This is a genomic window from Mycobacterium sp. NGS56 (genome assembly GCF_059812425.1).
Map to the genome: position 1 here is coordinate 283,818 of NZ_JCALCQ010000003.1, position 24,361 is coordinate 308,178.

General features: G+C 64.9%; 21 protein-coding genes. 8 read left to right on the forward strand and 13 right to left on the reverse strand.

Annotated elements, in window-relative coordinates; all coding sequences use genetic code 11:
* Positions 1-501 precede the first annotated feature (501 nt).
* Entirely contained in the window at positions 502-1,980 is a 1,479-nt protein-coding gene (locus AC5Y4F_RS11520) for a trypsin-like peptidase domain-containing protein (protein WP_231986303.1), read from the forward strand.
* A gap of 81 nt (positions 1,981-2,061) precedes the next feature.
* Here AC5Y4F_RS11520 and AC5Y4F_RS11525 read toward each other — a convergent pair whose 3' ends face one another.
* From AC5Y4F_RS11525 to AC5Y4F_RS11560, 8 genes are all read right to left on the reverse strand, one after another.
* Positions 2,062-2,535 carry a hydrogenase maturation protease gene (locus AC5Y4F_RS11525; protein WP_067932260.1) on the reverse strand — a complete coding sequence of 158 codons (474 nt, stop codon included), beginning with the start codon at positions 2,533-2,535 and terminating at the stop codon, positions 2,062-2,064.
* On the reverse strand, positions 2,532-3,827 hold the full coding sequence (locus AC5Y4F_RS11530; RefSeq protein WP_067932262.1) for a Ni/Fe hydrogenase subunit alpha: 1,296 nt from the start codon (positions 3,825-3,827) through the stop codon (positions 2,532-2,534). The genes AC5Y4F_RS11525 and AC5Y4F_RS11530 overlap by 4 nt, the downstream gene beginning before the upstream one ends.
* Complete coding sequence (locus AC5Y4F_RS11535) at positions 3,824-4,582, reverse strand: NADH-quinone oxidoreductase subunit B family protein (protein ID WP_067932264.1); 759 nt, start codon at positions 4,580-4,582, stop codon at positions 3,824-3,826. Before AC5Y4F_RS11535 ends, AC5Y4F_RS11530 begins: the two co-directional genes overlap by 4 nt.
* Positions 4,583-5,440 (reverse strand): FAD/NAD(P)-binding protein, encoded by an 858-nt coding sequence (locus AC5Y4F_RS11540; protein WP_067932266.1) that lies wholly within the window; start codon positions 5,438-5,440, stop codon positions 4,583-4,585.
* A complete protein-coding gene (locus tag AC5Y4F_RS11545; RefSeq protein WP_067932282.1) occupies positions 5,433-6,557 on the reverse strand; it encodes a 4Fe-4S dicluster domain-containing protein in 1,125 nt (374 codons plus the stop codon). The genes AC5Y4F_RS11540 and AC5Y4F_RS11545 overlap by 8 nt, the downstream gene beginning before the upstream one ends.
* Before the next feature lie 193 nt (positions 6,558-6,750).
* Positions 6,751-7,746, reverse strand: coding sequence for an Acg family FMN-binding oxidoreductase (locus AC5Y4F_RS11550; RefSeq protein WP_067932268.1), 996 nt, complete (start codon positions 7,744-7,746; stop codon positions 6,751-6,753).
* Positions 7,747-7,855: 109 nt separating this feature from the next.
* Positions 7,856-8,128: an Rv2628 protein family gene (locus tag AC5Y4F_RS11555; RefSeq protein ID WP_067932284.1), complete on the reverse strand. Its 273-nt coding sequence runs from the start codon at positions 8,126-8,128 to the stop codon at positions 7,856-7,858.
* Positions 8,129-8,335: 207 nt separating this feature from the next.
* Positions 8,336-10,675, reverse strand: coding sequence for a heavy metal translocating P-type ATPase (locus AC5Y4F_RS11560; RefSeq protein WP_499996783.1), 2,340 nt, complete (start codon positions 10,673-10,675; stop codon positions 8,336-8,338).
* A 344-nt stretch (positions 10,676-11,019) separates the two neighbouring features.
* On the opposite strand from AC5Y4F_RS11560, the gene mgtA reads away from it, so the two are divergent.
* Positions 11,020-13,644 carry a magnesium-translocating P-type ATPase gene (gene mgtA, locus AC5Y4F_RS11565; RefSeq protein ID WP_499997066.1) on the forward strand — a complete coding sequence of 875 codons (2,625 nt, stop codon included), beginning with the start codon at positions 11,020-11,022 and terminating at the stop codon, positions 13,642-13,644.
* 45 nt (positions 13,645-13,689) lie between these two features.
* Here the strand turns inward: mgtA and AC5Y4F_RS11570 are convergent, their stop codons facing one another.
* The 3 genes from AC5Y4F_RS11570 to AC5Y4F_RS11580 all read right to left on the reverse strand — a co-directional run bounded on the left by AC5Y4F_RS11570 (position 13,690) and on the right by AC5Y4F_RS11580 (position 16,266).
* On the reverse strand, positions 13,690-14,556 hold the full coding sequence (locus AC5Y4F_RS11570) for a hypothetical protein (protein ID WP_499996784.1): 867 nt from the start codon (positions 14,554-14,556) through the stop codon (positions 13,690-13,692).
* A 14-nt stretch (positions 14,557-14,570) separates the two neighbouring features.
* Complete coding sequence (locus AC5Y4F_RS11575; RefSeq protein ID WP_067939787.1) at positions 14,571-15,800, reverse strand: acyl-CoA dehydrogenase family protein; 1,230 nt, start codon at positions 15,798-15,800, stop codon at positions 14,571-14,573.
* Between the two features lie 79 nt (positions 15,801-15,879).
* Complete coding sequence (locus tag AC5Y4F_RS11580) at positions 15,880-16,266, reverse strand: DUF1801 domain-containing protein (RefSeq protein WP_067939771.1); 387 nt, start codon at positions 16,264-16,266, stop codon at positions 15,880-15,882.
* A gap of 169 nt (positions 16,267-16,435) precedes the next feature.
* Here AC5Y4F_RS11580 and AC5Y4F_RS11585 point away from each other — a divergent pair, with 169 nt between their 5' ends.
* The 3 genes from AC5Y4F_RS11585 (at position 16,436) to AC5Y4F_RS11595 (ending at position 18,928) form a co-directional block, all read left to right on the forward strand.
* Positions 16,436-17,239 (forward strand): acyl-CoA thioesterase, encoded by an 804-nt coding sequence (locus AC5Y4F_RS11585; RefSeq protein WP_067939785.1) that lies wholly within the window; start codon positions 16,436-16,438, stop codon positions 17,237-17,239.
* Positions 17,240-17,301: 62 nt separating this feature from the next.
* Positions 17,302-17,820: a nuclear transport factor 2 family protein gene (locus AC5Y4F_RS11590; protein WP_499996790.1), complete on the forward strand. Its 519-nt coding sequence runs from the start codon at positions 17,302-17,304 to the stop codon at positions 17,818-17,820.
* A gap of 7 nt (positions 17,821-17,827) precedes the next feature.
* A complete protein-coding gene (locus tag AC5Y4F_RS11595; RefSeq protein ID WP_067939767.1) occupies positions 17,828-18,928 on the forward strand; it encodes an NAD-dependent epimerase/dehydratase family protein in 1,101 nt (366 codons plus the stop codon).
* Between the two features lie 5 nt (positions 18,929-18,933).
* Here AC5Y4F_RS11595 and AC5Y4F_RS11600 read toward each other — a convergent pair whose 3' ends face one another.
* Together AC5Y4F_RS11600 and AC5Y4F_RS11605 are read right to left on the reverse strand one after the other, a co-directional pair.
* Complete coding sequence (locus tag AC5Y4F_RS11600; protein WP_067939765.1) at positions 18,934-19,911, reverse strand: NAD-dependent epimerase/dehydratase family protein; 978 nt, start codon at positions 19,909-19,911, stop codon at positions 18,934-18,936.
* Positions 19,911-20,882, reverse strand: a complete 972-nt coding sequence (locus AC5Y4F_RS11605) for an aldo/keto reductase (protein ID WP_067939764.1) — start codon at positions 20,880-20,882, stop codon at positions 19,911-19,913. Before AC5Y4F_RS11605 ends, AC5Y4F_RS11600 begins: the two co-directional genes overlap by 1 nt.
* Before the next feature lie 90 nt (positions 20,883-20,972).
* On the opposite strand from AC5Y4F_RS11605, the gene AC5Y4F_RS11610 reads away from it, so the two are divergent.
* From AC5Y4F_RS11610 to AC5Y4F_RS11620, 3 genes are all read left to right on the forward strand, one after another.
* Entirely contained in the window at positions 20,973-22,283 is a 1,311-nt protein-coding gene (locus AC5Y4F_RS11610; RefSeq protein ID WP_499996794.1) for an acyltransferase family protein, read from the forward strand.
* A gap of 265 nt (positions 22,284-22,548) precedes the next feature.
* A complete protein-coding gene (locus AC5Y4F_RS11615; RefSeq protein ID WP_067939760.1) occupies positions 22,549-22,857 on the forward strand; it encodes a hypothetical protein in 309 nt (102 codons plus the stop codon).
* A gap of 220 nt (positions 22,858-23,077) precedes the next feature.
* Complete coding sequence (locus tag AC5Y4F_RS11620; RefSeq protein WP_067939759.1) at positions 23,078-23,749, forward strand: TetR/AcrR family transcriptional regulator; 672 nt, start codon at positions 23,078-23,080, stop codon at positions 23,747-23,749.
* The last annotated feature ends 612 nt before the right edge of the window (positions 23,750-24,361 follow it).

Here is a 24,361-nt window from a genome sequence, read left to right on the forward strand (position 1 = left end):
TGCGACGGGGCGGACTAGTGCCGTAGGTCACCAAGCCAAACGTTCCGCCACCGCGACATGGGTGACCACGTGTTCTGCTCGAACGCGGTGCGGACAGCGGCTGTGCAGCACAGAACGAACGGAGGTCCTCTGCGGTCGGGACTTCGGTCCCTATCAACCGTTCCGGTGAAGCGATCGAATGGATGCTGTAACTGCGACGCTTCGGCGGACCGGAGAGACCTGTGGTGAATGATTTCTTAAGGAGCGATCTGCCGTGATATCGGTTGGCGGAGGCCAAGTAATCGTCCTCGCTTCGCATTCGACTTGGATTTCGGCCCAACGGTACTCAGCTGAGCGCCTTGAGGCCATGAGCCGTCATCCGGCGTCGTTGGCGAAGCGTTCTGCGCAGGGCGAGACCGGTCAGTCCCGGCGGTGAGTGGGATGACGGCTTGTTCAGCAGCCCACAACGTGCCAAACCCCACCAGGCTTCGAGGGCTGGTGGTCCTCTTAGCAGTCGTCTTTATGCTGCTGGCCGAGCCGCCGTGCATGGCGTTCGCCGACAGCGGGCGTCAGCATGCCAAACCGGAGGAACGGGCGGCCGACCTCATCCGGCCATCGGTTATGTACTTCGTCGGCGAAGGCTACGGCCTGGTCCGCCTGCCCAATGGCGAGATTCTGTCTCAATTCGGGCGTGGGTCCAGCATGCCTTTTCTGGCCACCTGGAACTGCACGGCTTTCGTCGTCAATCCCGACGGTTGGGTGGCGACGGCAGGTCACTGCGTGGACCCGGCGAGCGCGAAGCTGCTCATCCTCAAGCGGGCCGCCAACGAATACCGAAGTCAGTACCCGGACGCGCCCGAGTCGCGCGAGCCCGCCGAGACCCTCGACTGGCTACAGAAACACGCGACGGTCGAAGGTGACGTGCCCGGGCAGGGTCCGCATGTGAGTTTCAAGGTCATTTCGGGTACCGGAGCCAAAATCGCCGCGAAGCTGCCCGCCAGCGTCGTCGATTTCCGTCGCCTCGGAGAGGGCGACGTCGCTGTGCTCAAGATCGCCAAGGCGAACCTTCCATCCTCCGAGCTCGGAGCCGACGCCGAAGTCACGATCGGTACGCCCATCCTCGCGGTGGGCTTCCCCGAAAGCACCCAAAACATCACTGGCGCTTCGCTTGATCCCACTTACAAGAGCGGCACCATCAGCAAGAAGTCGATCATGGGACCCAGTCCGGAGTATGAGACCAACGCTGCGATGACGGACGGCATGAGCGGTGGTCCCGCCATCGGACTGAACGGCAAAGTGGTCGGCGTGAACAGCTTCGCCCCCGTCGGCGAAACCCAGCCGTTCAACTTCATCGCGCCCGCTGACGCGCTAGCCGCGCTCTTGGCCGCCCGAGGCGTAAAACCGACGCTCGGACCTGCCGACCTGTCTTATCGGCGAGGGCTGCGGAACTTCTATTCGGGCCGCTACACCGATGCGATCGGCGAATTCGACCAAGCTTTGGCCGTATCGCCCGGCTATCCGGGCCTAGACGATCTCAGGGCCACCGCTGCCAATCTGCGCCAGCAGTACGGAGATGCAACACCGTTGAGCGGAGCAGTGCTGTGGTGGTACCTGGCCATCAGCGTTGTCTCGGTGGTCGGCGTGAGCGCCGGGCTGACATTGTGGGTGCTCAAATCGCACTCGCCACCTGTTCCTTCGACCGCGGCATCCGGGACGCCCCTCGGCCCGGGTGGGCAGGCCGCAGCATCCCAAGGGGGAAACGCCATATCTTCTGAAACACAGGCGCCCACACCCGCCGAGGAGAGATCGGCGACCGAGGTTGCTGGCGAGACCACGGGCGTGCAGTCGCTTCGTCTGATCCCGCGCCAGCCGGACGCCGACGAACCTCACTACTGCGCGCATTGCGGTGCTGAGCACCACCCCGCCGAGCGATTTTGTCCAAACTGCGGCCAGCGCATTATTCGGCCACAACCGGCCCGCGACACCGGACTGATATCTTGACCTCGTCGATCGGACCTCGTGTGCTGCTCTGACCAGCCGGCGTGCATGGCGTCTGAGGTCCAGAGGCTAAGGAAGGTGCCACTACACAGGCAGGGCGCGGTCGATCTCGGCCACAACCATATCGACCACCTTGGGCACGGCACCCGCGACCTGCGGGCTAAGACCGATGCCGTGGTCAGTGTCGAGCACCTCGATGGTGAAGATCTTGACTTCGCCGGGCACACGCCCAAGTGCTTTACCCAGTGCGTGCGCGCGGCCGACATCAACGCTGTGCGAGTGCAGTCCGTCGGACTGGATAGCCACATCAGTCAATTCGCGGCGACGTATTCGTCCGGGCGTGCACGGGTTAGCGATCGCAGCGTCGATGATCACCACCCGCTTGGCACCCGTCCACGCCTCGATGAGGCTCATTGGGTCCGTGATGCCGGTTTTGACCACTACGTTCGGCATCGCTCGGGCGTCGAGTGCGGTCGCAACTGCAATTCCGACGCCGTCATCGCGCCGGTAGGTGTTTCCGATGCCGATGACGACGATTACACCGGAGGCGCGAGTCATTCTCGGTCGACCGTCAGCCGCAAGAAGTGCGCCGAGCACGAAATGCACGGATCGTAACTGCGAATCGTTTTTTCGCACAGTGCGGTCAGCGTTTCATCGTCGAGAAACAGATTGTCGGTAACGATGCGGGCCAGATCCGCCTCGATGGCCGCCTGATTCTGAGAGGTGGGTGGAATTATGGTCGCCGACGCTATCAGCCCGGCATCATCGATCTGGTAGCGGTGATACAGCAGGCCACGCGGTGCCTCGCTGACGCCGTGCCCTACGCCAGGGCGGGCCGGAACGTCGACGGATGGCCGCGACGGACGCTCATATTCGTCGATGATCCGCAGCGCCTCTTCGAGCGCACAGACTATCTCTACGGCGCGAACAATGATGCTCCGGAACGGGTTTCGGCATTCAGCCGACAATCCGGCGTTTGCGGCCGCCTGGGCGGCGATGGGCGACAGCGCCGACGAGTTCAACGAATAGCGTGCGAGCGGCCCGGTCAAGTAGCGCCCGCCGTCCAGCGTCGCATGCAACGCGGTCGAGTACGGTACCTGCGCTTCGGCGACGTGGCTGGTGAAATCGGTGGCCGAAAACGCCGGGCCGGCACTGCGCGCGATCAACCCATTCTCGATGGGATAGCGGTGGTCGGATGTCGTCAGCGCGAGGAATTCGTGGTCGAGCTCGAGGTCGGGGAAATCGAAACCTGAGACCCACTCGACCGTCGCCTGCGCATCGTCCAGCGCCCTACGCAATTGCTCGGCCACCGGTTTGAACTCCAGCTTGGTCGGCACGGAGTAGAACCCGCCCAGACGCACGTTCACTGGATGGATCGCTCGGCCACCGACGAACTCCATCAGCTGGTTGCCGGCCTTCTTCAGCGCCAGTCCTCGCTCGACGGCCGCGGCGTGTTCGCGTGCCATGCCGATGATGTCGGCGTAGCCGAGGAAGTCCGGTGCATGCAGCAGGTAGACATGCAGGGCATGACTATTGATCCACTCACCGCAATACAGCAGCCGGCGCAGCGCGATGAGATCGTCATCGACGTGGACGCCGCAGGCTTCTTCGATCGCGTTGCAGGCACTGACCTGATAGGCGACGGGGCATATTCCGCAGATCCGGGCGGTCAGGTCCGGGGGCTCCGTGTAGGCACGGCCGCGCAGGAACGCTTCGAAGAACCTCGGCGGCTCGTAGATGTTGAGCTGGACGCTGTGCAGCGTCTCCCCCTTGAGGGTGATGTGCAGGGCGCCTTCACCTTCCACGCGGGTAAGCGCGCCCACGCCCAGCGTGCGCGTTTCGGGACTCATTGCTTGCCTCGCTCGGCGGTGAACGATGCGACATTGAATGTCGAGAACACCCGATCGACCTCCCCGTCGGACATGCCGTCGCGGCGCAGCAGTGGGATCAGTGTCGCGGTTCTGGGTACCGCCGAGGGGCCGAAGCAGCCGTAGCAACCTCGATGATGCCGCGGACACAACGCTCCGCAGCCGGCGTGCGTGACCGGCCCGAGGCACGGGATGCCGTCGGCGACCAGGACGCACGTCACTCCGCGAAGTTTGCATTCCGTGCACACCGTCTTGGCCGGCAGCCGTGGTTTGCGCCCGACGAGCAGCGCCGCGAGGGTGTCGAGCAGCTGTCCACGATCGATCGGGCACCCGGGCACTTGATAGTCGACCTTCACGTGCTCTGATGCCGGCGTGGAGGTGGCCAGGGTATCGATGTATTCGGGTTTCGCGTACACAACCGAGGTGAATTCGGCGATGTCGGCGAAGTTGCGCAGCGCCTGCACTCCCCCGGCCGTTGCGCACGCGCCGATGGTGACGAGCACCTTCGATTGCTCGCGAATCTCGTTGATCCGCTGGGTATCACGGCGTGTGGTGATTGAACCTTCGACCAAGGACACGTCGTAGGGTCCGCCGACCGTTGCGCTCGAAGCTTCCGCGAAGGTGGCGATCTCGACTTGGTCGGCCAGGGTGAGCAGCTCGTCCTCGCAGTCCAACAAGGTCAGCTGACAACCGTCGCAGGAGGCGAATTTCCACACGGCCAACGTCGGTCGACTCATTCAGAGCTCCTTCACCCGTAACAGGGGGCCGGCAATGTCGTAGCCGACCACAGGACCGTCGCGGCACAGGAGTAGCGGCCCCAGCTGGCAGTGACCACACCACCCAACTCCGCACTGCATGTTGCGTTCTAGCGAAACCCGAATGTGCTGCGACGCTAGTCCTTTGGCGAGTAGGGCCTCCGCCCCGAAGCGCAACATCGGCTCCGGCCCGCAAAGGAACGCTGTGGTGCGATCGGCATTCAGGTCCAGGCGGCTTAGCGGTGCGGTCACCAACCCGACTTCCCCGGTCCAGCCGGGTGTCGCGGCGTCGACGATCAAATGCACTTCGATCTGCGGCTCTTCGGCCCACTCTTGCAGCTGGGCGGCGAATACGAAGTCTGCCCGGGAACGCGCGCCGACGACGAGCGTGACCTTGCCATAGCGTGCCCGCTGCGCCAGCGCACCCAGCACCGCCGGGCGCAAGGGACACAGCCCCACCCCTCCTGCGACCATCACCAAATCCCTGCCGGCCGCCTCGTCCAAACCCCATGTGGTGCCGAACGGACCGCGCACGCCGACAACGGTTCCCGGGCCTGCGTCGTGCAAGGCTCGGCTGACCGCGCCGACCGCGCGGATGGTGTGCGTGATCGAGCCGTCAACGACGGTGGGATCGCCACTGACAGAAATCGCCGCTTCGCCCACACCGAACGCGTAGAGCATCATGAACTCCCCCGGTTGCGGAGTTCGCAGCGTTTCGCCGACCGGCGCGAGCGTCAACGTGGCCGAATCCGGACCCTCCACCACGCGGGAGCGCACCCGATACGGAACCGGCGCCATGGCTGACGCCGGTGCGGCAGTGCTGACGGCCTCGTCAGTCATCACCGGCCATCTTGTTCATCTCCGCGGTGATGTCGATACCCGTGGGGCACCACGCGATACAGCGGCCGCAGCCGACGCAGCCCGACATGCCGAACTGGTCATGCCAGGTGCCCAATTTGTGGGTCAGCCAATGACGGTAACGCGATGCGCCCGACTGGCGGACGCTGCCACCGCCGTGAACGTACGTGAAATCGAATTCGAAGCACGACGCCCAGTGTTGCCATCGTTCGGCGTGCTCCCCGGTGAGATCGCTGACGTCCTCGGTGCTGGTACAAAAGCACGTCGGGCAGACCATGGTGCAGTTTCCACACGTCAAGCAACGGCTGGCCACTTCGTCCCACTGCGGCGACTCGCGGGAGCGGACGAGCAGGTCCCGCAAATCCGCATCCGGCATGCTGCGGCCCATGCGGCCCTTCGCCGACTCGACATCGGCACGCGCAGAATCGGTTTCGTCTTCATCGGCGGCCCGATACGGGAGCAGTGCCAGCACGTCCGCACCCTCCGCACTGCCGACGTCGACAAGGTAGGACGGCTCGTCACCCGCGAGGCGCTCCGTGAGGGCAAGGTCGTAACCCGGTCCGGCCGCGGGGCCGGTACCCATCGATGCGCAGAAGCACAGGCCACCTGGTTCCGTGCAGTTGACGGCGACCACGAACGCCTGGCGCCGACGACGGACAAAAGAGGTGTCGGGATAGGAAGAACCCCCCAGCACACGGTTGAGGGTGGCGATCGCCGCCAGGTCGCACCCCCGCACTCCCAGGAGTGCGTATCGCGGTGTTGCTTCTTCGGCTTGCGCTTCCCCGGACGCGTCCCGAGTGCCGGCCCACAACCGCTGCCGTGGGGGATGGAGGAACTGCTTCCACGACTGCGGGCCCGCAGAGTGCCCGAACGCCGCATCGTCGTCGCGGCGGCGGACCCGGTAATGTCCCGGACCCACATCGACACCCCAGCCTCGCGGCAGATCCTCTGCCGAGTCGAGCTCGGCCAGCACGATCGCGTTGTCCCGCAATGTGGGCCCGACCACGCGGTACCCACGTTCGATCAGTACCTGGACAAGGCGGTGTAGTCCGGCGGCGGTCAACATCGCAGTAACGGCTTCGTCGTCGCGTCCGCTCATCGCCCCATCATCCGCCTGACCCGCATGCCATGCATAGAGGCTCTTGGTCACGCCGATCAGCACGCCAGAGCAGCGCATTGTGGCCAAATATGCGGGCAACCCGCCAGCACCGCGGGCCCAAGTTAGAAGATTCCATCACATACTCCCTCGCAGAACCCACGATTCCGATACCTTTCGGGGCTCGGCGAACTGATCAGCGCACGCTGCGTTCCCGGTCGGCCATCCATTCAACGACATCGGAGAAGTCGCGCCGCGGGGTGGACGGCAAGGGATCGGCGTTGATCGGCGCCCAACCGACCCGCAGCAGCATCTGCGGATAGCCGCTGTCACCAAAGATTTCGGTGCGCACCGCCTCGCGAGTTTCCGCAACTTCCAGGGGCTCGGTCACCGGGCAGCTGGCCAAACCCATGGATGTAGCGGTCAATAGCACGATGCTGGTGGCCTCTCCGGCGCGCAACTGGGACAGCCTGTCATCGCTGCGGGTCCCAAGCGCAAGCACTACGGCATTGTCCTCGGCGGCAGACGATCCCGATGGCATCGACAGTGCGGGCCCAGCAAACAGCCGGCCCGGGATTACTGCGCCTGGATCGGATTGCGGTGTATTCCTGGCCGGCACACCAGTTTCCGATGCGTAGCGTCCACTCCATGCCGTGAGTTCGACGAGATAATCGTGGTTCATGTGGTCCCACACCGATCGCCTCACAAGCGTATGCAGCTTGTCAGTGTCTTCGACTTGGCGCAGGATTACGTCGTTGCGGGCGGCCCGCGCTGCCATCAGTGCGATGTCGCCTACGGGCACTGCCCAGGAGTTGTAGTAACGCCGGTCGGTTCGCCGCCGAGGTATCGCCGCGGCAAGAGCTATGTCAACAGGATCCGCCGTAGAGCGAGACAGTTCGATTGCGGCAAGGTGACTGGGGTCATTCGGGTTGGGTAAGCGGGTGACCTTGGTCTGCCAACCCACCGCCGCGAACGCGACGGCGCAGTGGTTCAGGGCTGCACCGCAGCTCAAGATCAAGTCACGGCCGTCCGGATCGGTGTTCGGCAATTGCCGGTCAAGGTCAGCGTAGAGGTGCACGCTCTCCTCACCGACCAGCCACCGCCACGGTTGGGTGTTGTGCACAGACGGAGCGCGAGACGCCAGAGCCAACACCGTTCGGATGGTGCCCTCATCGGGAAAGCGCTTGGTCATAACGGGGCCCCTTCCATGGCGTGGATATGTCAATGGTCCTGCGGTTACTTTGGCGCCACGAGGGGATGACGTCCCGAGCCGCGAAGGACTTAAGGCCACAAATCGGAAATCACGAGGATTCCGATGCATCATCATGCAGCGGGCGCAACGTGACACCTACCGACAGCTGATTACCGACGGCGCAGGCGGTGGTCCAATCACCGACGCGCGCGGCCCGCGCCAAATCCTCGACCAGGGGGCTGTGAGCGCCCAACTCGGCCAACCACATCGACACGATGCGGGCGATCTCAGACCCGGGCACCGCGACCGTGCGGCCGTGGTGCAAGCGGTCGGTCACGTAGTAAGTCATCTCGACTCGACTCGAATGCTTCGCGAACCTCATCACAGCCTCCTTGATCGGCCTTGAGTTCGATCCGACCACATCGATGGCGGGGCATGCAGAACCGAACGAAATCGAGCAGCATTGCTTCGGTCACTTCTCAAGTCCGCCCGAAGTCCCAACGGGGAGGGCCGTTGGTCCCACGCGTCCCGAAAACCGTGGCGAGACATATCCTTGCGGTCCGATAAACTTGGTGTATTTCATTGTGGCTCAGCGTTGTTTGGTGGCGGCGAGATCGTCTTCGACGAGAACGAAGTAGTTCTCTTCCTCCTGGACAAAATGCAGTCGCAGCAACGCGTATAGGCCGTAGAGGCATGCGAGTAGGTCATCGACTTGGTCGGGCTGGACCGCTCCGGTCGCCTGTGCAAGGGCCAGGTGCATGCCGATGCGATCGGAAAGACTCTGAATCTCGGCGTGGGCCCGACTCATCGTCGCGGTGGCTTCGCTGCCCAGGGGGTGGGCCAGCGCGGGATAGAGCTCACTTTCCTCTGCCCGTTCATGGGGCAGAATCCGTTCGACTAGCAGGGCGTGCACGGCGGCAAGCGATCCCAAGCCCGCCGCACCCGGGCCGGCCGCCAACTGATCTGCGCTGTCGCGCAGCAGTCCTATCGCATCGCGGAGCTGTTCGTGGTCGGCGGCGAACCGGTGCAGCAACCGTTCGGTGTCGGCGGCCAGTGGCGTCTCGGCGTCGGGGTTGCCCCGCAAAGCCCGCAGCGCGTTGAGGATCACCGCGAGGTCAATGCCCTCTTGCAGTAACGCACCCGGGGCTGGCGGCAACCAGCCCAGCGTGGCGATCGCCATGGCGATCAGCGAGAGGGTCATGCCGACAACGGCGCTCTGCACGGCGATCCGCCGGGACCAGCGGGCTATGTCCATGGCATCGGCAAGCCGATCAATGCGATCGGTGGTCAGCACCACGTCGGCGGCCTCAGAGGACGCCGTGGCTCCGCGGGCACCCATCGCCACGCCGACCGTGGCGGCGGCCAATGCTGGAGCGTCATTGATGCCATCCCCCACCATCACAGTCACGGCGCGCGAGCTTTCGTCGCGCACCGCGCTGAACTTGTCAGCCGGCGTCTGCTCAGCGCGCACCTCGTCCAGCCCCAAGATCGTGCCAATTTCGCGGCTCGGTTCCGGCCGGTCGCCGGTAAGCATGATCAGCCGATTCAGTCCCGCCTCGCGTAACCGCCGCACGGTGCGGGGCGCCTGCCGCCGCAGCGGGTCTCGCAAAAGGATCGCGCCCACGGGCCGATTTTCGAGGCAGACCCAAGCGATGGCTGCGCTGTCAAGGCGGGCGCGATTGAGCACGGTTCTTGTCCACGGGTCGCTCACCGCGTCGACCGGCAGTTTGCCCACAGTTACGCGCCTTCCATCGACAGTCGCCGCCACCCCACGGCCAGGGTTTTCGACGACGCCGGTGGGCAGCGAAAGCTCCAGCCCGCGGCGCAACGCTTCGGTGACGATGGCCTCAGCCAGCACGTGCGGCGATAACTGGTCCGCCGAAGCGGCCAACCGCAAAATGAAGGTCGGTTCCTCGTCGGGAGCGGCCATCACATCGACCACCACCGGTTTTCCCATCGTCATCGTCCCGGTCTTGTCCATCACTAAAGTGGTTGCGTGACCGAGGTTTTCCAGCACGCCACCGCCACGGATGATGACCCCAGCACGGGATGCACGGGACAAACCGGAGACGATTGCGACCGGTGCGGCCAACAACAGCGGACACGGCGTCGCGACCACCAGCACCGCCACGGCCCGCACCGCTGACCCGCCGGCCAGCCATGCGATGGCGGCGAGCAGCAGAGCCAGTGGCAGAAACCAGGTCGCGTAGCGGTCGGCCAACCGCACGATCGGTGCATTCTCCGCACCGGCCCGCTGAGCCATCTGGACGATCCCCGCATACGTGCTTTCGGCCGCGGTTTTGGTCGCAAGCAGTTCAAACGCGCTGCCGGCGTTGACCACCCCGCTGCGGACCGGTTCGCCGACATCACGCTCGATCTGGAGTGCTTCCCCAGTGAGCGCGGACTCATCCAGCACCGCGGTGACGTCGGCGACCCGCCCGTCCACGGGCACGACCTCACCGGGGCCGACCACCACCACGTCGCCGACAGCGACCTCAGCCAGCGGGATCACACTTACTTGCGTTCCGATACGTCGCCGCGCAAAGCGTGGCGCGCGCTGCAGCAGCGCACGCAGATCGTGTGAGGCGCGCCGCTCGGCCGCTATATCCAGCGCACGGCCACCCGTCAACATCACCGCAATGAGCGCACCGGCCAGGTACTCACCGACTAGCAGACAACCGACCAGCGACAACAGTGCGATGAGGTCGACGCCACCGCGTCGGCGCCGCAATGCCGACACCATCCACGCCGCGGCCGGCCCGATCGCGAGTACCGTGCCCGCGATCCAACAGTCGTCGGCCACCCCGCGCCAATTGGCCAGCCGCGCGACCCCCCCGGCTGTCAGCGCGGCCACTGTGCCTGCCACCAGTGCCGGTTCGACCCAGCGCTGCAACCGCGTGATCCAACGGCCGGGCGCACCGGAAACCATGAAGACTTCCTCCCGCGTCGCAAGTCGCTTTCTCTGCAGAACCGAAGCCGGTGGGGACGACGGCGGCCAATGGCTCCATAACCGAGTCGATCAGCCGTGCCTTGGAAGAACAAGTGCCCTAATGCCCGGAGTCGCGGGCCTTTCTGCCCCAACCGCGTGGTCTCGACCGGTGTGCAGCTTTGCGGCCTTCGGATGGGTAGCCGCCCGGCGGGCCGCCGCGAGGACCGCACTACGCCGGTCCCGGTAAAGCCCTTGTGCCCTACAGCGCCGACTTGTCACCCTGACAAGGTCGTCGTGGAAGGACACCGAATGTCTGGTCGCAAGAGGCGGGTTGCCCCGTGGCTATGAAACCGAACGTCATCGAGGAAACCGATCGACGGTCACTGACCATCCGAGAAGCCGTCGGCGCTCCGGCCGATCAGGTCCTCGGTCTACTGGACAGCTCCGCGGACGGCCTTTCGAGCGCCGAGGCTGCCGCGCGGTTGTTACGGTTCGGCCCCAACACGGTGCGCACCCACCACGTCAAAGCGCTCGCGGTGCTGGGTCGACAGCTGCGCAACGTTGTGCTGATCCTGCTGGCCGGCACCGCCATCGTGTCGTACTTCCTCGGCGATTCGATGCAGGCCGTGATCATCGGCATCATCCTGCTCGCCAGCGTCGGATTGGGGTTCTTCAACGAGTACCGCGCAGAGCGTACCGCCGCGGCCCTGCACTCGCGGATGCGTCACACCGCGGTGGTGCGTCGCGACGGCCACTTCGTCACCACGGACGTCACCACGCTGGTCGCCGGCGACGTCATCCGGCTGACACTGGGCGAGACCGTCCCCGCCGACGTGCGGCTGCTCGAGGCAACCGGGCTGGAATGCAACGAGAGCATCCTCACCGGCGAGTCGATGGGTTCGGAGAAGTCGCCGGAACCGATCGCCGCCGACACCGATCTGGCCGACTGCACCGATCTGGCATTCATGGGCACCATCGTCAGCGCCGGCGAGGGCACCGGTGTGGTGTACGCCACCGGCCGCGACGCCGAATTCGGTCGCATCGCAGCAGGTTTGGGTGAACGTCAACCCGAAACCGACTTCCAGGTCGGGCTGCGCCGCTTCTCGTACCTGTTGCTGCAGGTTGCGGTGGCGCTGACCGTGCCGATTCTGGCCAGCAACCTGCTGTTGCGCAAGCCGCTGATCGACTCGGTGTTGTTCTCACTGGCGATTGCCGTCGGGATTACGCCGCAACTGTTGCCGGCGGTGGTCAGCGCCAGCCTGGCCACCGGATCGCGGCAACTGGCCAAGGCCAAGGTGCTGGTCAAACGGCTGGTATGCATCGAAGATCTCGGCGACATCGACATCCTCATCACCGACAAGACCGGCACTCTGACCGAGGGCCGCATCGGCCTGGTTGACGCTGTCAATCCCTCGGGGGCACACAGTGATTCGGTGCTGCGTCTGGGCCTGTTGGCTTGCGACGTCGACCTCACCGCCGGCGGGACCGGCGCCAACCCCCTCGATACCGCGCTGTGGGAGTCTCCTGACGCCCGCGGAATTGTGGGCGCAGCGAAGAGAGTGGCGTTACTGCCCTTCGACCATGAACGGCGCTCGACCTCGGCCCTGATCGACGACGACGGCAAACGCATCCTGGTGGTCAAAGGGGCTCCCGAGCAGATCTTGACCCGCTGCGCGATGACCGACGCGGCCGCCGCCGACACCCTGGCCGACCTGTTCGCCGCCGGCCGCCGCGTGGTCGCGGTCGCGGTCAGACCCGCCCCCGACCTCATTGCGGTCAGCGCCGACGACGAAACCGACCTGATGCTGGCCGGATTCCTGGTGTTCGCCGACGAACCCAAAGCCGCCGCCCGGAAGTCTCTGACCGAATTGGCGGCCCTGGGCATCGAACTCAAGATCGCCACTGGCGACAACGCCCAGGTGGCCGAAAAGGTCTGCCGCGACCTCGACTTGGAATCCAAAGGCACCATCACCGGCACTCAGCTCGACGGACTTTGCGACGACGAGTTCGCCGAAGCTGCAGCGAATCACACCATCTTCGCGCGCATCTCCCCTGAGCAGAAGGCCCACCTGATCACCGCCGCGCGCCGCACCGGGCGCGCGGTGGGCTTTCTGGGCGACGGCGTGAACGACGCGCTGGCACTGCATGCCGCCGACGTCGGTATCTCCGTGGACACCGCCACCGACGTCGCCAAGGACGCCGCCGACGTGGTGCTGCTTGAAAAGGATCTCGGGGTGCTCGCCACCGGGGTGGCCGAGGGCCGGCGGATCTTCGCCAACACCATCAAGTACGTGCTGATGGGGACCTCCAGCAACTTCGGTAACATGTTCTCCGCCGCCGCCGCCTCGGCACTGCTGCCGTTTCTGCCGATGCTGCCCAGCCAGATTCTGCTCAACAACTTGCTCTATGACAGTTCACAATTGGCCATCCCGACCGACCGGGTCGACGACGAACAACTTCACGCGCCCTCACACTGGAACATCGCCTTCATCCGCCGCTTCATGCTCGTTTTCGGTCCGATCAGTTCACTCTTCGACTTCATGACCTTCGGCCTGATGCTCGGTGTGCTGCGGGCAGGACCCATCGAATTCCGCACCGGCTGGTTCGTGGAATCCCTTGCCACACAGACCCTGATCATCTTCGTCATACGCACCCGCAAGGTACCGTTCATTCGAAGCCGGCCCAGCCGATGGCTGACCGTCGCCAGCCTGTCCGTGGTGGCGATCGGCGCGCTACTGACAGTGTCCCCGATGGCGCACACCCTGGGCTTCACCCCGCTGCCGTGGCAATTCTTCGGGGCCCTCGGCACGTTCGTGATCATCTACCTGGCGCTGGTCGAGCTCGCGAAGAAAGCGTTCTACTCCGAACCGATGCGGCTCTTCGGCCAGCCGCACCGCACCCGTGATTACGCGCACCGCATCCACCGCCGCGCGGCCCGCTTCTCGCACGCCGGCGCCATCAACTCCTAGACCTCCGAAGGCCTATGCGGGCCTACTGCCGCCGCCGAATCCGGCTCAGTCGACGATGTCGAAGACCGCCGCGGCGGACGTGACCGCCTTGTCGGCGTTGCCCTCGTCGTGCAGCAACATGCGCACGCCGACTCGCCCGGGTCCGCCCGCATGCGCGGACCCCTCGACCCGGAAGGGACCCACCTTGCCGCGCGACATGAACATCACATGCCAGCTGACAACCTGCAGTTTTTTGGTCCCGGCGACCTCGGCCGCGAGGTCGATCGCGGCGGTCTCGAGGACGACGTGCTGGGGCCCGATGTGCAGCGCGGCATCCGGCGACGCGAGTTCGGTGCTCAGCTCGGGCAGTATCCAGTGACCGTCACCCCGGCGGCTGGCGCCGAACGCTTGCCACAGCGGGGGCAGATCGGGAGAGTCCTCGATCACCAGCTCGGTGCCCGAAACGTCCATGCGATCCAGGCCTTCCGGCGGGACGCCGATGATCGCCCCCTGACCTTCGTTGAAGGCGATGACCCGGCCGGGGTTGTCGGCGTCGACAATGGTGCAGCGCCCGTAACCCATGGTGCGGCCCTGGTGCACGATGCCCGATCCGACGATCTCGATCCTGTTGACGTCGTAGCCGGGATCGACGATCTGCACCGACGCGATGACCGGATTGGGTACGGCGACCATGTCGGTCTGACAGCCCTCCGGGGAGGAAATGGCCAACGGCGCCACCATGATTCCGCCCGCTTCGTTGCGCATGTCGTGGCGGATGGCGACGGTGTCGTCGGTCTCCCCCAGATTCATCGATGAGTGCTTGCGGCCGATATAGCGGTAGCTCAGCAGGCCCGTCCAACGCCGGTATAGTTCCGCACGATACGCGTCAGAATCACCCATCAACTCGCGGATGTCACGAAGTTGACCGCTCAATTCCGTTCGCCTCCTTAGCTTCTGCCGCGCCGCACCCGGTTGAACGGCACCCCTCGGTCATCGGCGCGCTCGCGCGGAAAGTTCAGGACCCGCTCGCCGATCACATTGCGCGCCATCTCGGTGGTACCGCCGCCGATGCTGGCGGTCTGACGGCCCAGATAGCGCGTACCGATGTCGACCAACCCACCCTCGTCGTCCACCACGGCCGCCGAACCCGCTACGGCCAGCGCCGTATCGGTCTCGACATCGTGCGCCTCGGCCATGTCCAGGCGGATGATCGATCCCGCGGCGGGCGGCAGGGATCCGCTGGCCACGGCGTGGAAGACGTGCTCACTGAGTTGGCCATGCACGGCCCGGTGCACCAGCGCCCGGCCGACCATTTCCTTGAGTCGTTGGTTTCCCGCCTGGTTGGTTTTTTCGATCAGCGATATCAGATCCACCGAAACATCGTGGGCCTCAGCGATTCCCGGCCCGCTGGTGTATTCCGATCCGTCCCCCATGGTGCGGCGCTCGTGGTACAGCTGTCGCGATGCGACGTCCCATCCCTTGCCCGGTTCCCCGACGACGGCGTCGTCGCCCACATCGACGTCGTCGAAGAATTCTTCGCAGAATTCGATCGAGCCGTTCACCTGCTGGATCCGGTTGATCGTGACACCGGGGTGTTGCAGCGGCACCAGGAACATCGTCAGCCCCTCGTGTTTGGGGACGTCCCAGTTGGTCCGGGCCAGGCACAGTCCGTAGTCGGCCGCGAACGCCCACGTGCTCCAGGTTTTGGCGCCGTTGATGATCCACCGTTCCTCCCGGCGCTCGGCGCGCGTGATGACGCCGGCCAGGTCCGATCCCCCGCTGGGCTCAGAAAGCAGCTGCACCAGCACCTCGTCGCCGCGCAGCGCGGCCGGTATGTGGATGCGCTTCTGTTCCTCGCTGCCCATATCGAGGATCGTTGCGCAGCAGATGGCGAACGAGGGGACGTTGAGCAGCAGCGGGGTCTCATATGCCTGCGACTCGATGTCGAACGCCTTCTTGTATTCGTAGCTCAGCCCGAGCCCGCCATACTCGCGCGGAAAACAGATCCCGGCGAATCCGCCTTCCCACAGCAGCCTTTGCAGTTCTCGAGCCCGGTGCCACGACGGCAGTTCATCGCGCTCCAGCAGCGCCGCCTCGGCCGGATCGAGTCGCGGCATGGTCGCCGCCAGCCAGATTCTGGCCCGGTTCCGAAATTCCTCGACCGACTCGGAAGTCACCGGATGGCCTCCCATTCGAGCGTCGACCTTGTGCTGGGCGACTGTACAGCACCCCGTTCTGGGTGTACAGGTCGGCGCCTTACGAACTGTTCAACTTCACCGCGGCACGAATCAGTGCGGTCAGCGCGTCCTCATCGATCTCGTCGCCCTCGTGGAAGTCGATCGCGCGTCTGGTGTTTCCGTCCAGCGTGGAGTTGAACAGACCTGCGGGATCCTGCAGCGACGCGCCCTTGGCGAAGGTCATCTTCACGACGTTCTTGTACGTCTCGCCGGTGCAGATCATCCCGCCGTGATACCAGGTTGGAACGCCCCGCCACTTCCACTGTTCGACCACTTCGGGGTCGGCTTTCTTGATCAGATCCCTGATGCGAGCGAGCATCTCACCGCGCCAATCCCCCAATTCCTTGATCCTGGCGTCGATCAGTTGGGCGGGAGATTGGTCGGTGTCGTCCTTGGGGTTCACCATCGGGCTCGCTTTCGGTGAGGTTGTCTCGCAGGACCGTACATCAGCGGACGCCAGGGCCCCGTGTCGGTAGCGAGGCCGCCCGCAAGTAATCTGCGGTCGACTCGAGCCGGGCGTGACGAATGCGCGGCCCGGCCGCACGCTTCACGCTCTGGCGAACGAGGAACCCCACATGGCCGACCCACATCCCTTCGACGAAGCCCTCCAGCTCGACACCCTCGGCGCGAACGTCAGCCGGGGCCGCACCCACCCCGAATGGGCGAACATGGTCGGACCGTTCGGAGGCATCACCGCCGCCGTCATGCTGCGTGCGGTCGAAGCACATCCCGAGTGCATCGGGAAACCGCTGGCCCTGACCGTCAACTACGCCGCCCCCATCGCCGACGGCGACTTTGACGTCACCCTGCGGGCGGCACGCACCAACCGCACCAACCAGCACTGGATTGTCGAGCTCAGCCAGGACGACGTGGTCAAAACGACGGCGACCGCGATCTTTGCGATCCGGCGCGAGAGCTGGGCCGACACGGAAAGCCACCCGCCACAAGCGCCGGCCCCCGAGCAAGTGCCCGCGGTCGATCCGGGCCTCGTTCGATGGACCAGCCTGTATGACATGCGGTACGTCGAAGGTGCGATGCCCGGTAAAGGCGGAAACCCGAGCCGGTCGTCGACGTCCACGCTGTGGGTCCGCGACAGCGCGGGACGCCCGGTCGACTACCCGGCGCTTGCCGCGCTGTGTGACATCTTCTACCCGCGAGTATTCCTGCGCCACGGCTTCATCCCGTCCGGAACCATCTCGTTGACCACGTATTTTCACGCAGACCAGCCTGAACTCGACGCCGTTGCGAGCGACTTCGTGCTGGCCACTGCCCACGCCAACCGCTTCTCCCGCGGCTATTTCGACCAGAGCGCGAAAGTGTGGACGGCCGACGGCGGGCTGCTGGCCACCACGCATCAGATCGTCTATTTCAAAGGATGACGGGTTTACACTTCGCCCGTGAAACGTCACGCCGCGACCCTTACGAAAAGAATCGAGCCGCAATGACACAGCGCGCGGAAGGCCTGATCGACGGGACGCTGCCGGCGATCGAATCGATCAAGCTGCTCAAGGCCCGCTACTGCCGCTACCTGGACACCAAGGATTGGGCCGCCTGGCGGACGCTCTTTGCCGACGACTTCGTCAGCGACACGTCCGAAGCCGGCGGCAAGCTGGTCGCCGGCGCCGATGACTTCGTGGCGTTCACCCGTCGGGCCCTTGGCCGCCCGACGCAGCCCACCGCTCACCACGTACACACACCCGAAATCGAGCTCACCTCGGCGACGACCGCGCGCGGGATTTGGGCGCTGCAAGACGTCGTCCGATTCGGGCCCGGGATTACTCTGGTCGGCTACGGCCACTATCACGAGACCTATGAGAGCGTCGCCGGCCATTGGCTTATCAAAAGCTCCAAGCTAACTCGACTCCGCGAGGACATCGTGATGCCGTTCTTCTCGGTCTACGTCTCTCCCCGAATCCGCAGGGCAATCGGCGAGATCGCCGGCCGGTTGATGGATCGATGATGCGGCCGTGACCGTCGACACCGTATTGGTCACCGGCGCGTTCGGCCTGGTCGGTCGGCGCTGCACGCAGATCCTGCTGGAGCGGGGACGGACCGTCATCGCGATGGATCTGCGCAACGACGACACGCTCGCCGCCGAAAAAGAACTTGCCCGCGATGGACGCCCGGGAACGCTGATCGCCGCATACACCGACCTGTTGGATGCCGAGGCGGTAAACCAGCTTCTGGCCGCCCATCGGCCCGGCGCCATCGTCCACCTGGCCGCCATCGTGTCCCCGCCGTCGTACCGCAACCCCGAACTGGCACGGCGCGTCAATGTCGGTGGCACCGAGAATCTCCTGACGGCCTGTTCGGCACTCGCCCGCCCGCCGATGTTCCTGATGGCGTCAAGCGCCGCGGTGTACGGATCGCGAAACCCGTACCGTCAGCCCGAGCGAATCACCCCGGACACCCCGGTGAACCCCATCGATCAATACGGCCAGGACAAGGTCCTCGCCGAGGCGGCGATCCGCGGTAGCCGCCTGCCCTATGCGCTCTTCCGCCTCGCGGGGGTCATCTCGCCCGACATACAGGCCGGCATCAACGGTGACTACCTGATCCTGATGCGTTCGATGCCCAGCGACAACCGCATACACGCGGTGGATGCGCGTGATGTGGCGCTGGCGTTCGCCAACGGCGTCGATCGTGAGGCATCGATTTCCGGCAAAGTCCTGCTCATCGGTGGTAACGAAACGTACGTGCTGCTACAACACCAACTGCAGGACGACCTGATGAGCGCCGCCGGCCTCGGTCCGCTCGGCCCCTCGGCCGGTCTGCCCGGCGACCCGGCCGACGACCGCGGTTGGAGTTTCACCGGCTGGTACGACACCGCCGAAGCGCAGACGCTGCTGGACTTCCAAGAGCACGATTGGAGCCAGACGCTGGAGTGGATCGCCGAGTCGCAGGGCCGCATGCGCATCGTGCTGCGCCTTATTGCGCCACTGCTACGGCCCGCGCTGCGTGCCCTATTTTTCGTTCAGCGCCGGTTCGAGGGGCGCGGCCCCTACGCCGATCCGTGGTCGTTGATCGAAAAGAAGTACGGCACAGCGGCTTTGGCCAGTGTCGACTGACCGGACTAGCGCGACGCGAAGAAGGCGGCGGCTTTGCGGATCGAGTTTTCGACGGGTTCGGGCGTCCAGCCAAGTTCGCGGGTCGCCTTGCTGTGGTCCAGCGGCGACATCAGTTCGGCCATCCGGATCCCCGCGTAGGCGAACGGCAGGTCGCGACGCAGCAGTCGGGCCGCCGCGTCGTTGACGCGTGCACCGGCCCGCAACGCAGCCATCGGGATTCCCAGGCGCGGTGGACGCCTGCCCACGGCCGTGGCAGCGATGCGATGCAATTCCCGGATGCTCATGTAGCGATCCGAGACGATGTAGCGTTGGCCGTGGCGCCCGCGCTCGGCGGCCAAAAGCATTGCCCTGGCGGCGTCTTCGATTCCCACCACTTCGGCTGAGTAGCCGAAGTAGAACGGGAATCGGCCCTTGGCGACGAGGCCGATCAGGGAGCCGTGTGGGGTCGGCGCCCAATCCCCGGGACCGTAGGTGGTGGAAACGCACATCGCGACGCCGGGCAGCCCCCTGTCGCGCGCGTACGACAGCAGCAGGTCTTCGCCGGCCTTGCGCGCTTGGATGTATGCCCCGCCCTGGTCCCAATTGTGCGGGTCGTCTTCGGTGACGGGTTTGGTGTCGCTGATCGCCAACGTGCCTGCTGTGCTGGTATATACGAATCTGCGCAGGTCCGCTTCCAGGGCGGCATCCAGAACGTGGCGCAGGCCTTCGACATTAGTGCGGAACAGCGGCGCCGGATCGCGCAGCCACATTCTGGCGTCGACGACGCAGTAGTAGACGACGTCGCAGCCTGCCATCGCGGCACGCAGGGCATCGTCATCGAACACGTCGCCGTAACGGCGCTCGACATCGAGGTCGTCGATCCCCGCGGTGGAACTGCTGCGGCGCAGCATCACTCGCACGTCGGCGCCCGCCGCCACGAGTTGCCGCGTGACATGTGATCCCAGAAATCCGCTGGCGCCGATCACCAGTTTCTTGTCGGCCACTAGCGGTCGATCCACGCCATCTGCGCCTCGGCGTGATGCCCTCCCACGGGCGGGGGGAGGCGATCGAGTCTGGCCAATTGGTCGGCCGTCAGTTCTACCGCGTCAGCGCCGACGTTTTCTTCCAGCCGCGTTACACGTTTGGTTCCCGGAATCGGCACGATGTCAGGGCCTTTCGCCAGCAGCCAGGCCAACGCGACCTGAGCAGGGGTGGCACCGACGTCGGCGCTGATATCGCGGACCTCGTCAGCACATTTCAGGTTGTGCGTGAAGTTGTCCTCGAAAAACCGCGGGTTCGTCTTGCGATAGTCGGTATCGGGCAGCTCCTGTGTGGAGCGGATGGCGCCGGTGAGCAAGCCACGGCCCAATGGAGAGTAAGCGACAAACCCGACCCCCAATGCGCGCAGCGTCGGCAAAATCTGGTCTTCTTGATCGCGCGTCCACAGCGAGTACTCGGATTGGACCGCCGTGATGGGGTGCACGGCGTGGGCGCGACGGATGGTTTCCACGCCCACTTCGGACAGACCGATGTGCCGGATCTTCCCGGCGGCAACCAAGTCGGCCAGCGCACCGATCGTGTCTTCGATCGGGGTCTGGCGGTCTCGTCGGTGCTGGTAGTACAGATCGATGTGATCGGTCGCCAGCCGTTGCAGCGAACCGTCCACGGCGATGCGGATGTTGGCTGGGCTGCTGTCCAGACCCTCGCGGCCGGTGTGCGAGATCAGACCGAATTTGGTTGCCAGGACTACTTGATCGCGTCGGCCCCGCAGGGCCCGGGCCAGAAGTTCCTCGTTGACATACGGTCCGTAGACCTCGGCGGTGTCGATCAGCGTGACACCCAGGTCGATGGCGCGATGAACGGTGCGGATCGATTCCGCATCGTCACTGCCCGCGCCGGCGTACGCCGCCGACATCCCCATCGCACCCAGCCCGAGGCGGCCAACTTGTAGCTGGGCAAGGTAAGCCAGTTTCATGGGATGTCTCCTGTCCTACGGTTACGCGAGACCGCTGAGTGCTGGACGGTACCGTGGCGCTGTGGACCGCGTCGAGCTTCCCCCGATCTGATGGACCGCGCAAACACACCGGAGCGCAATCTGGCGGTCGACTACTACCGCGTATCGGGCGTGGTCCTGATCGTCTTAGGACACTGGCTCGCCGGATCCGTGACCTACCACGACGGACAGTTCGGCCGGCAGAATCCGCTCGTCGACCTGCCCTGGACCCAATGGCTGACCTGGCCGTTCCAGGCTGTCCCCGCGTTCTTCCTGGTTGCCGGCTACGCCGGCGCCGTGTCCTGGACGCATCGGCACGACACCGAGGGAGTTTCACGTCGAAGCTGGGTGCAGCGCCGGTTGGCGCGAGTCCTCGGGCCGACGGCGGTGTACATCGCAGTCGTGTCGGTGGTTGTGGTGGTCCTGGGTGCCTGCGGTGTGGCCGGCTCGGTCCTCGAATATGCCGGCTGGGCGGTCGCGATGCACCTGTGGTTCCTGGCCGTATATATGGTGGTTGTCTCACTGACGCCGATTGCGATTGCCGCACAACGCCGTTGGGGGCTGCTGGTGTTGGCTGTGCTCGCATTGGCCGTTGCGGCGGTGGATGTGGCTCGGCTCGCGGGCCACGTGCCTTACCTCAACTGGGTGAATTATCTGCTGGGCTGGGGCAGCCTGCATCAGCTTGGGATCGCCTGGCACGGTGGGTCATTGGCCGGTCGCAGACCCTGGCTACTGGCAGGTGCTTCCGCGGCAGCGCTGGCGCTGCTGGTTTGGCTGAGAATCTATCCGGTCAGCATGATCGGAGTTCCCGGACAGACCATCGACAACACGACGCCACCGACCGTGGCGCTCTTGGCGTTCGGGTGCGCCCAGACGGGAATTGCGATGGCAGCCGCTCCGGTGCTCAACCGCGCGCTGCGCACCATGCGCGTCGAGCGCGCGCTGTCCATTGCCAACAACAACATCATGGCTCTCTACCTGTGGCACATGATTCCCGTCGTGATCGTGGCGATCGTCGGCTATCCGGCCGGCCTATTGCCGCAGCCGCCTGAAGGTAGTGCCGACTGGTGGCTGGCCCGGCTGGAATGGGTGGTCGTCCTCAGCGCGGTGGCCGCGGTCGAGATGGTGCTGCTGTTCTGGGCGCGAGAGCTTTTCGCGGCTCCCCTGCCCCTGCTCGGTATCCCGCTCACCCAGCGCTGGACGGAACCGGTAGTGCTAACCGGTGCCGCGATGGCGGCCTATGCCCTGTCGCTTATTGCCGCCGAGGGCTTCGCTCCCGACGGACGCTTCGCGTGGCTGACCGCGGCGATCTTCGCCGGCGGAGCGCTGCTAGCGGCGTTTTGCCCCGCCGCGCGCTCCGCACCTCGTGCGCAGGGGGTGTAGCAGGACCGAAAGGCTACCCGTGCACCGGCAACGCGTGAATCGGGCTCGTAGGTACACGGGCATAGCGAGGTGGGCTGCGACTTGTTGACGCCGGGCGATTTCGAGCCGAGGCGCATTCGCTGCGGTGCGCCGTTGGCTTAGCGACTTACGGCCCTGTGAAAAGGGCCGTAATGCCCTGGCGGGCCTGGCACACCGGTAGAAACGTCTCTGGCAGGTTCGAGGTCCTCGAGTACTTGAGCACCGGGCCAAAGGAGGTAGCGGACAGATGCTGAACAGCTTGGAGGTCCAGGACGACCAGATCCCTCGGCAGCGCGCACAGGATGCAGAGCTGTTAAAGGAGTCCGGGGTGCACAAGCTTGTTGTCACAGACCGAGACGGCAACTGCTTGGCGTTCGTATTGGCTTGGGACAGTTTCGAATATGACGCAGACACGGACACCTATGTTTGCGTCGCGGACTGCGACGGCAGAGAGCTCATGACCATCTACACCGCCGGCGAGATCCAGCCAGAACCCAAGGCGGGCACCTATGTCGTCACCGCACCGGACCGCTTCGGCGGCCCCCGGGCGTTGTAGACACCGGTCGGCGGCTAATCCGCTCACGGCCGCCACTGACCCGCCGGTCGGCGCCTAACAATGTGGTGGCCTGATGGCCGAGAGGGTGCCATGCAGGGCGCTTCGGTATGGTCCCGCACAATCATGGGCCGAAACGGTGCCGCGGCTTACCGGGATCTTGACAGCGCGAAGCATATGATAGACCGTTCGTACGGTTAGTTTCGGAACCGAAGGGTGAAAGATGCCGCGATCGCCTGGTAGGCGTGGCGAGATTTTCGACGCGTTTGTCCGCTATGTCGCCGAGCGCGGCTACGACAGAACGAATATGGGTGACATTGCCGACGAGCTCGGCATGTCGAAGGGCACCATTGTTCATCACTTCGGGACTAAAGCGCAGATGTTGCGGGAGCTAGAAGAGGCCCATCTGACCCGCCAACTCGATGCGCTACAGATGGCGTGGGCTCGCCTGGCCGCGCCGCACGAGCGCATCGCGGCAATCATCTACGCCTCGGCATTGCTGCAAGTGGTGGCCCGCGACGCGACGGTGGCAAGCCAGCGCGAAGTGGTTCAGTTGTCCGATGACCCGGCGATGCAACAGGTGCGAAAACTGCGCCATCAATTGCAACACCTAGCCATTGACGAGATCCGCAATGGAATCGAGTACGGAGTGTTCCGAAGCGTCGACGTCGAATTGGCGGCGCTGCAGCTCTGGGGATCGCTGCAGTGGATGTGGGTGTGGTTCGATCCCGCCGCTTCGAGGACGCCCGAACAAGTCGGCGCCGCTTTCGTCGACGTGTTCCTCGGCGGACTCCTACTCGACCGCCTGGGTCTGAGCAAGTGGGCGGATCCTTCCGCGAACGTCGTCTCAGTGGTGCGCGAGTGCCTCGCCACCGTCGCAAATCCCGCTGGTTGACCACGTAACCTCCGTAAACTATTTGGGCTCAACGCTTCCCGTTGATGGCCCGATCGCATATGGCGCCGGGCCAATTACTGTACGCACGGTCGGTATACGGTTGGTATTCTTGCGCCCTGAGCAACCCCTGCAACGGTGAAGTATGCGCGTCAGCGTCGCCTTAATGTGCTGAATTGCCTGATAGTAATCAAGATATTGGCTACCGCGGCGAGACGCGCCGTACGGGTGCGTCAGTCGCAGCGCCCATGGGTTACGCGTTGTTATTGACTGACCGTACGGTCTAATGCCATAGTGGCTGCGTGGCGCAAACGAGGGTGGCATGGAGCTGAGTGGCCGGTTCCGGGGTGCCGTTCCGAAGGATCGCCGGCTCGAGAGCCCCCGGAAGCGAGGCGATACGGCACGCGGCGGGGCGCGCCCAATGGTACGGCGGCGACAAAGACGCCCGCTGGCTTCGTCGTTCTCGATGCATCCGAGACCTGCTGCAGCACAAGACTTTTCGCGATCTGGTTGCGCGGCGAAGCGGACCGCAAATCGGCGGCGCGTTGACCCTTCCCATCTCCGTCCCGTCATGGTGTGCTGCCCGCTCGGGCAATCGGCACTGCGATCCGATTC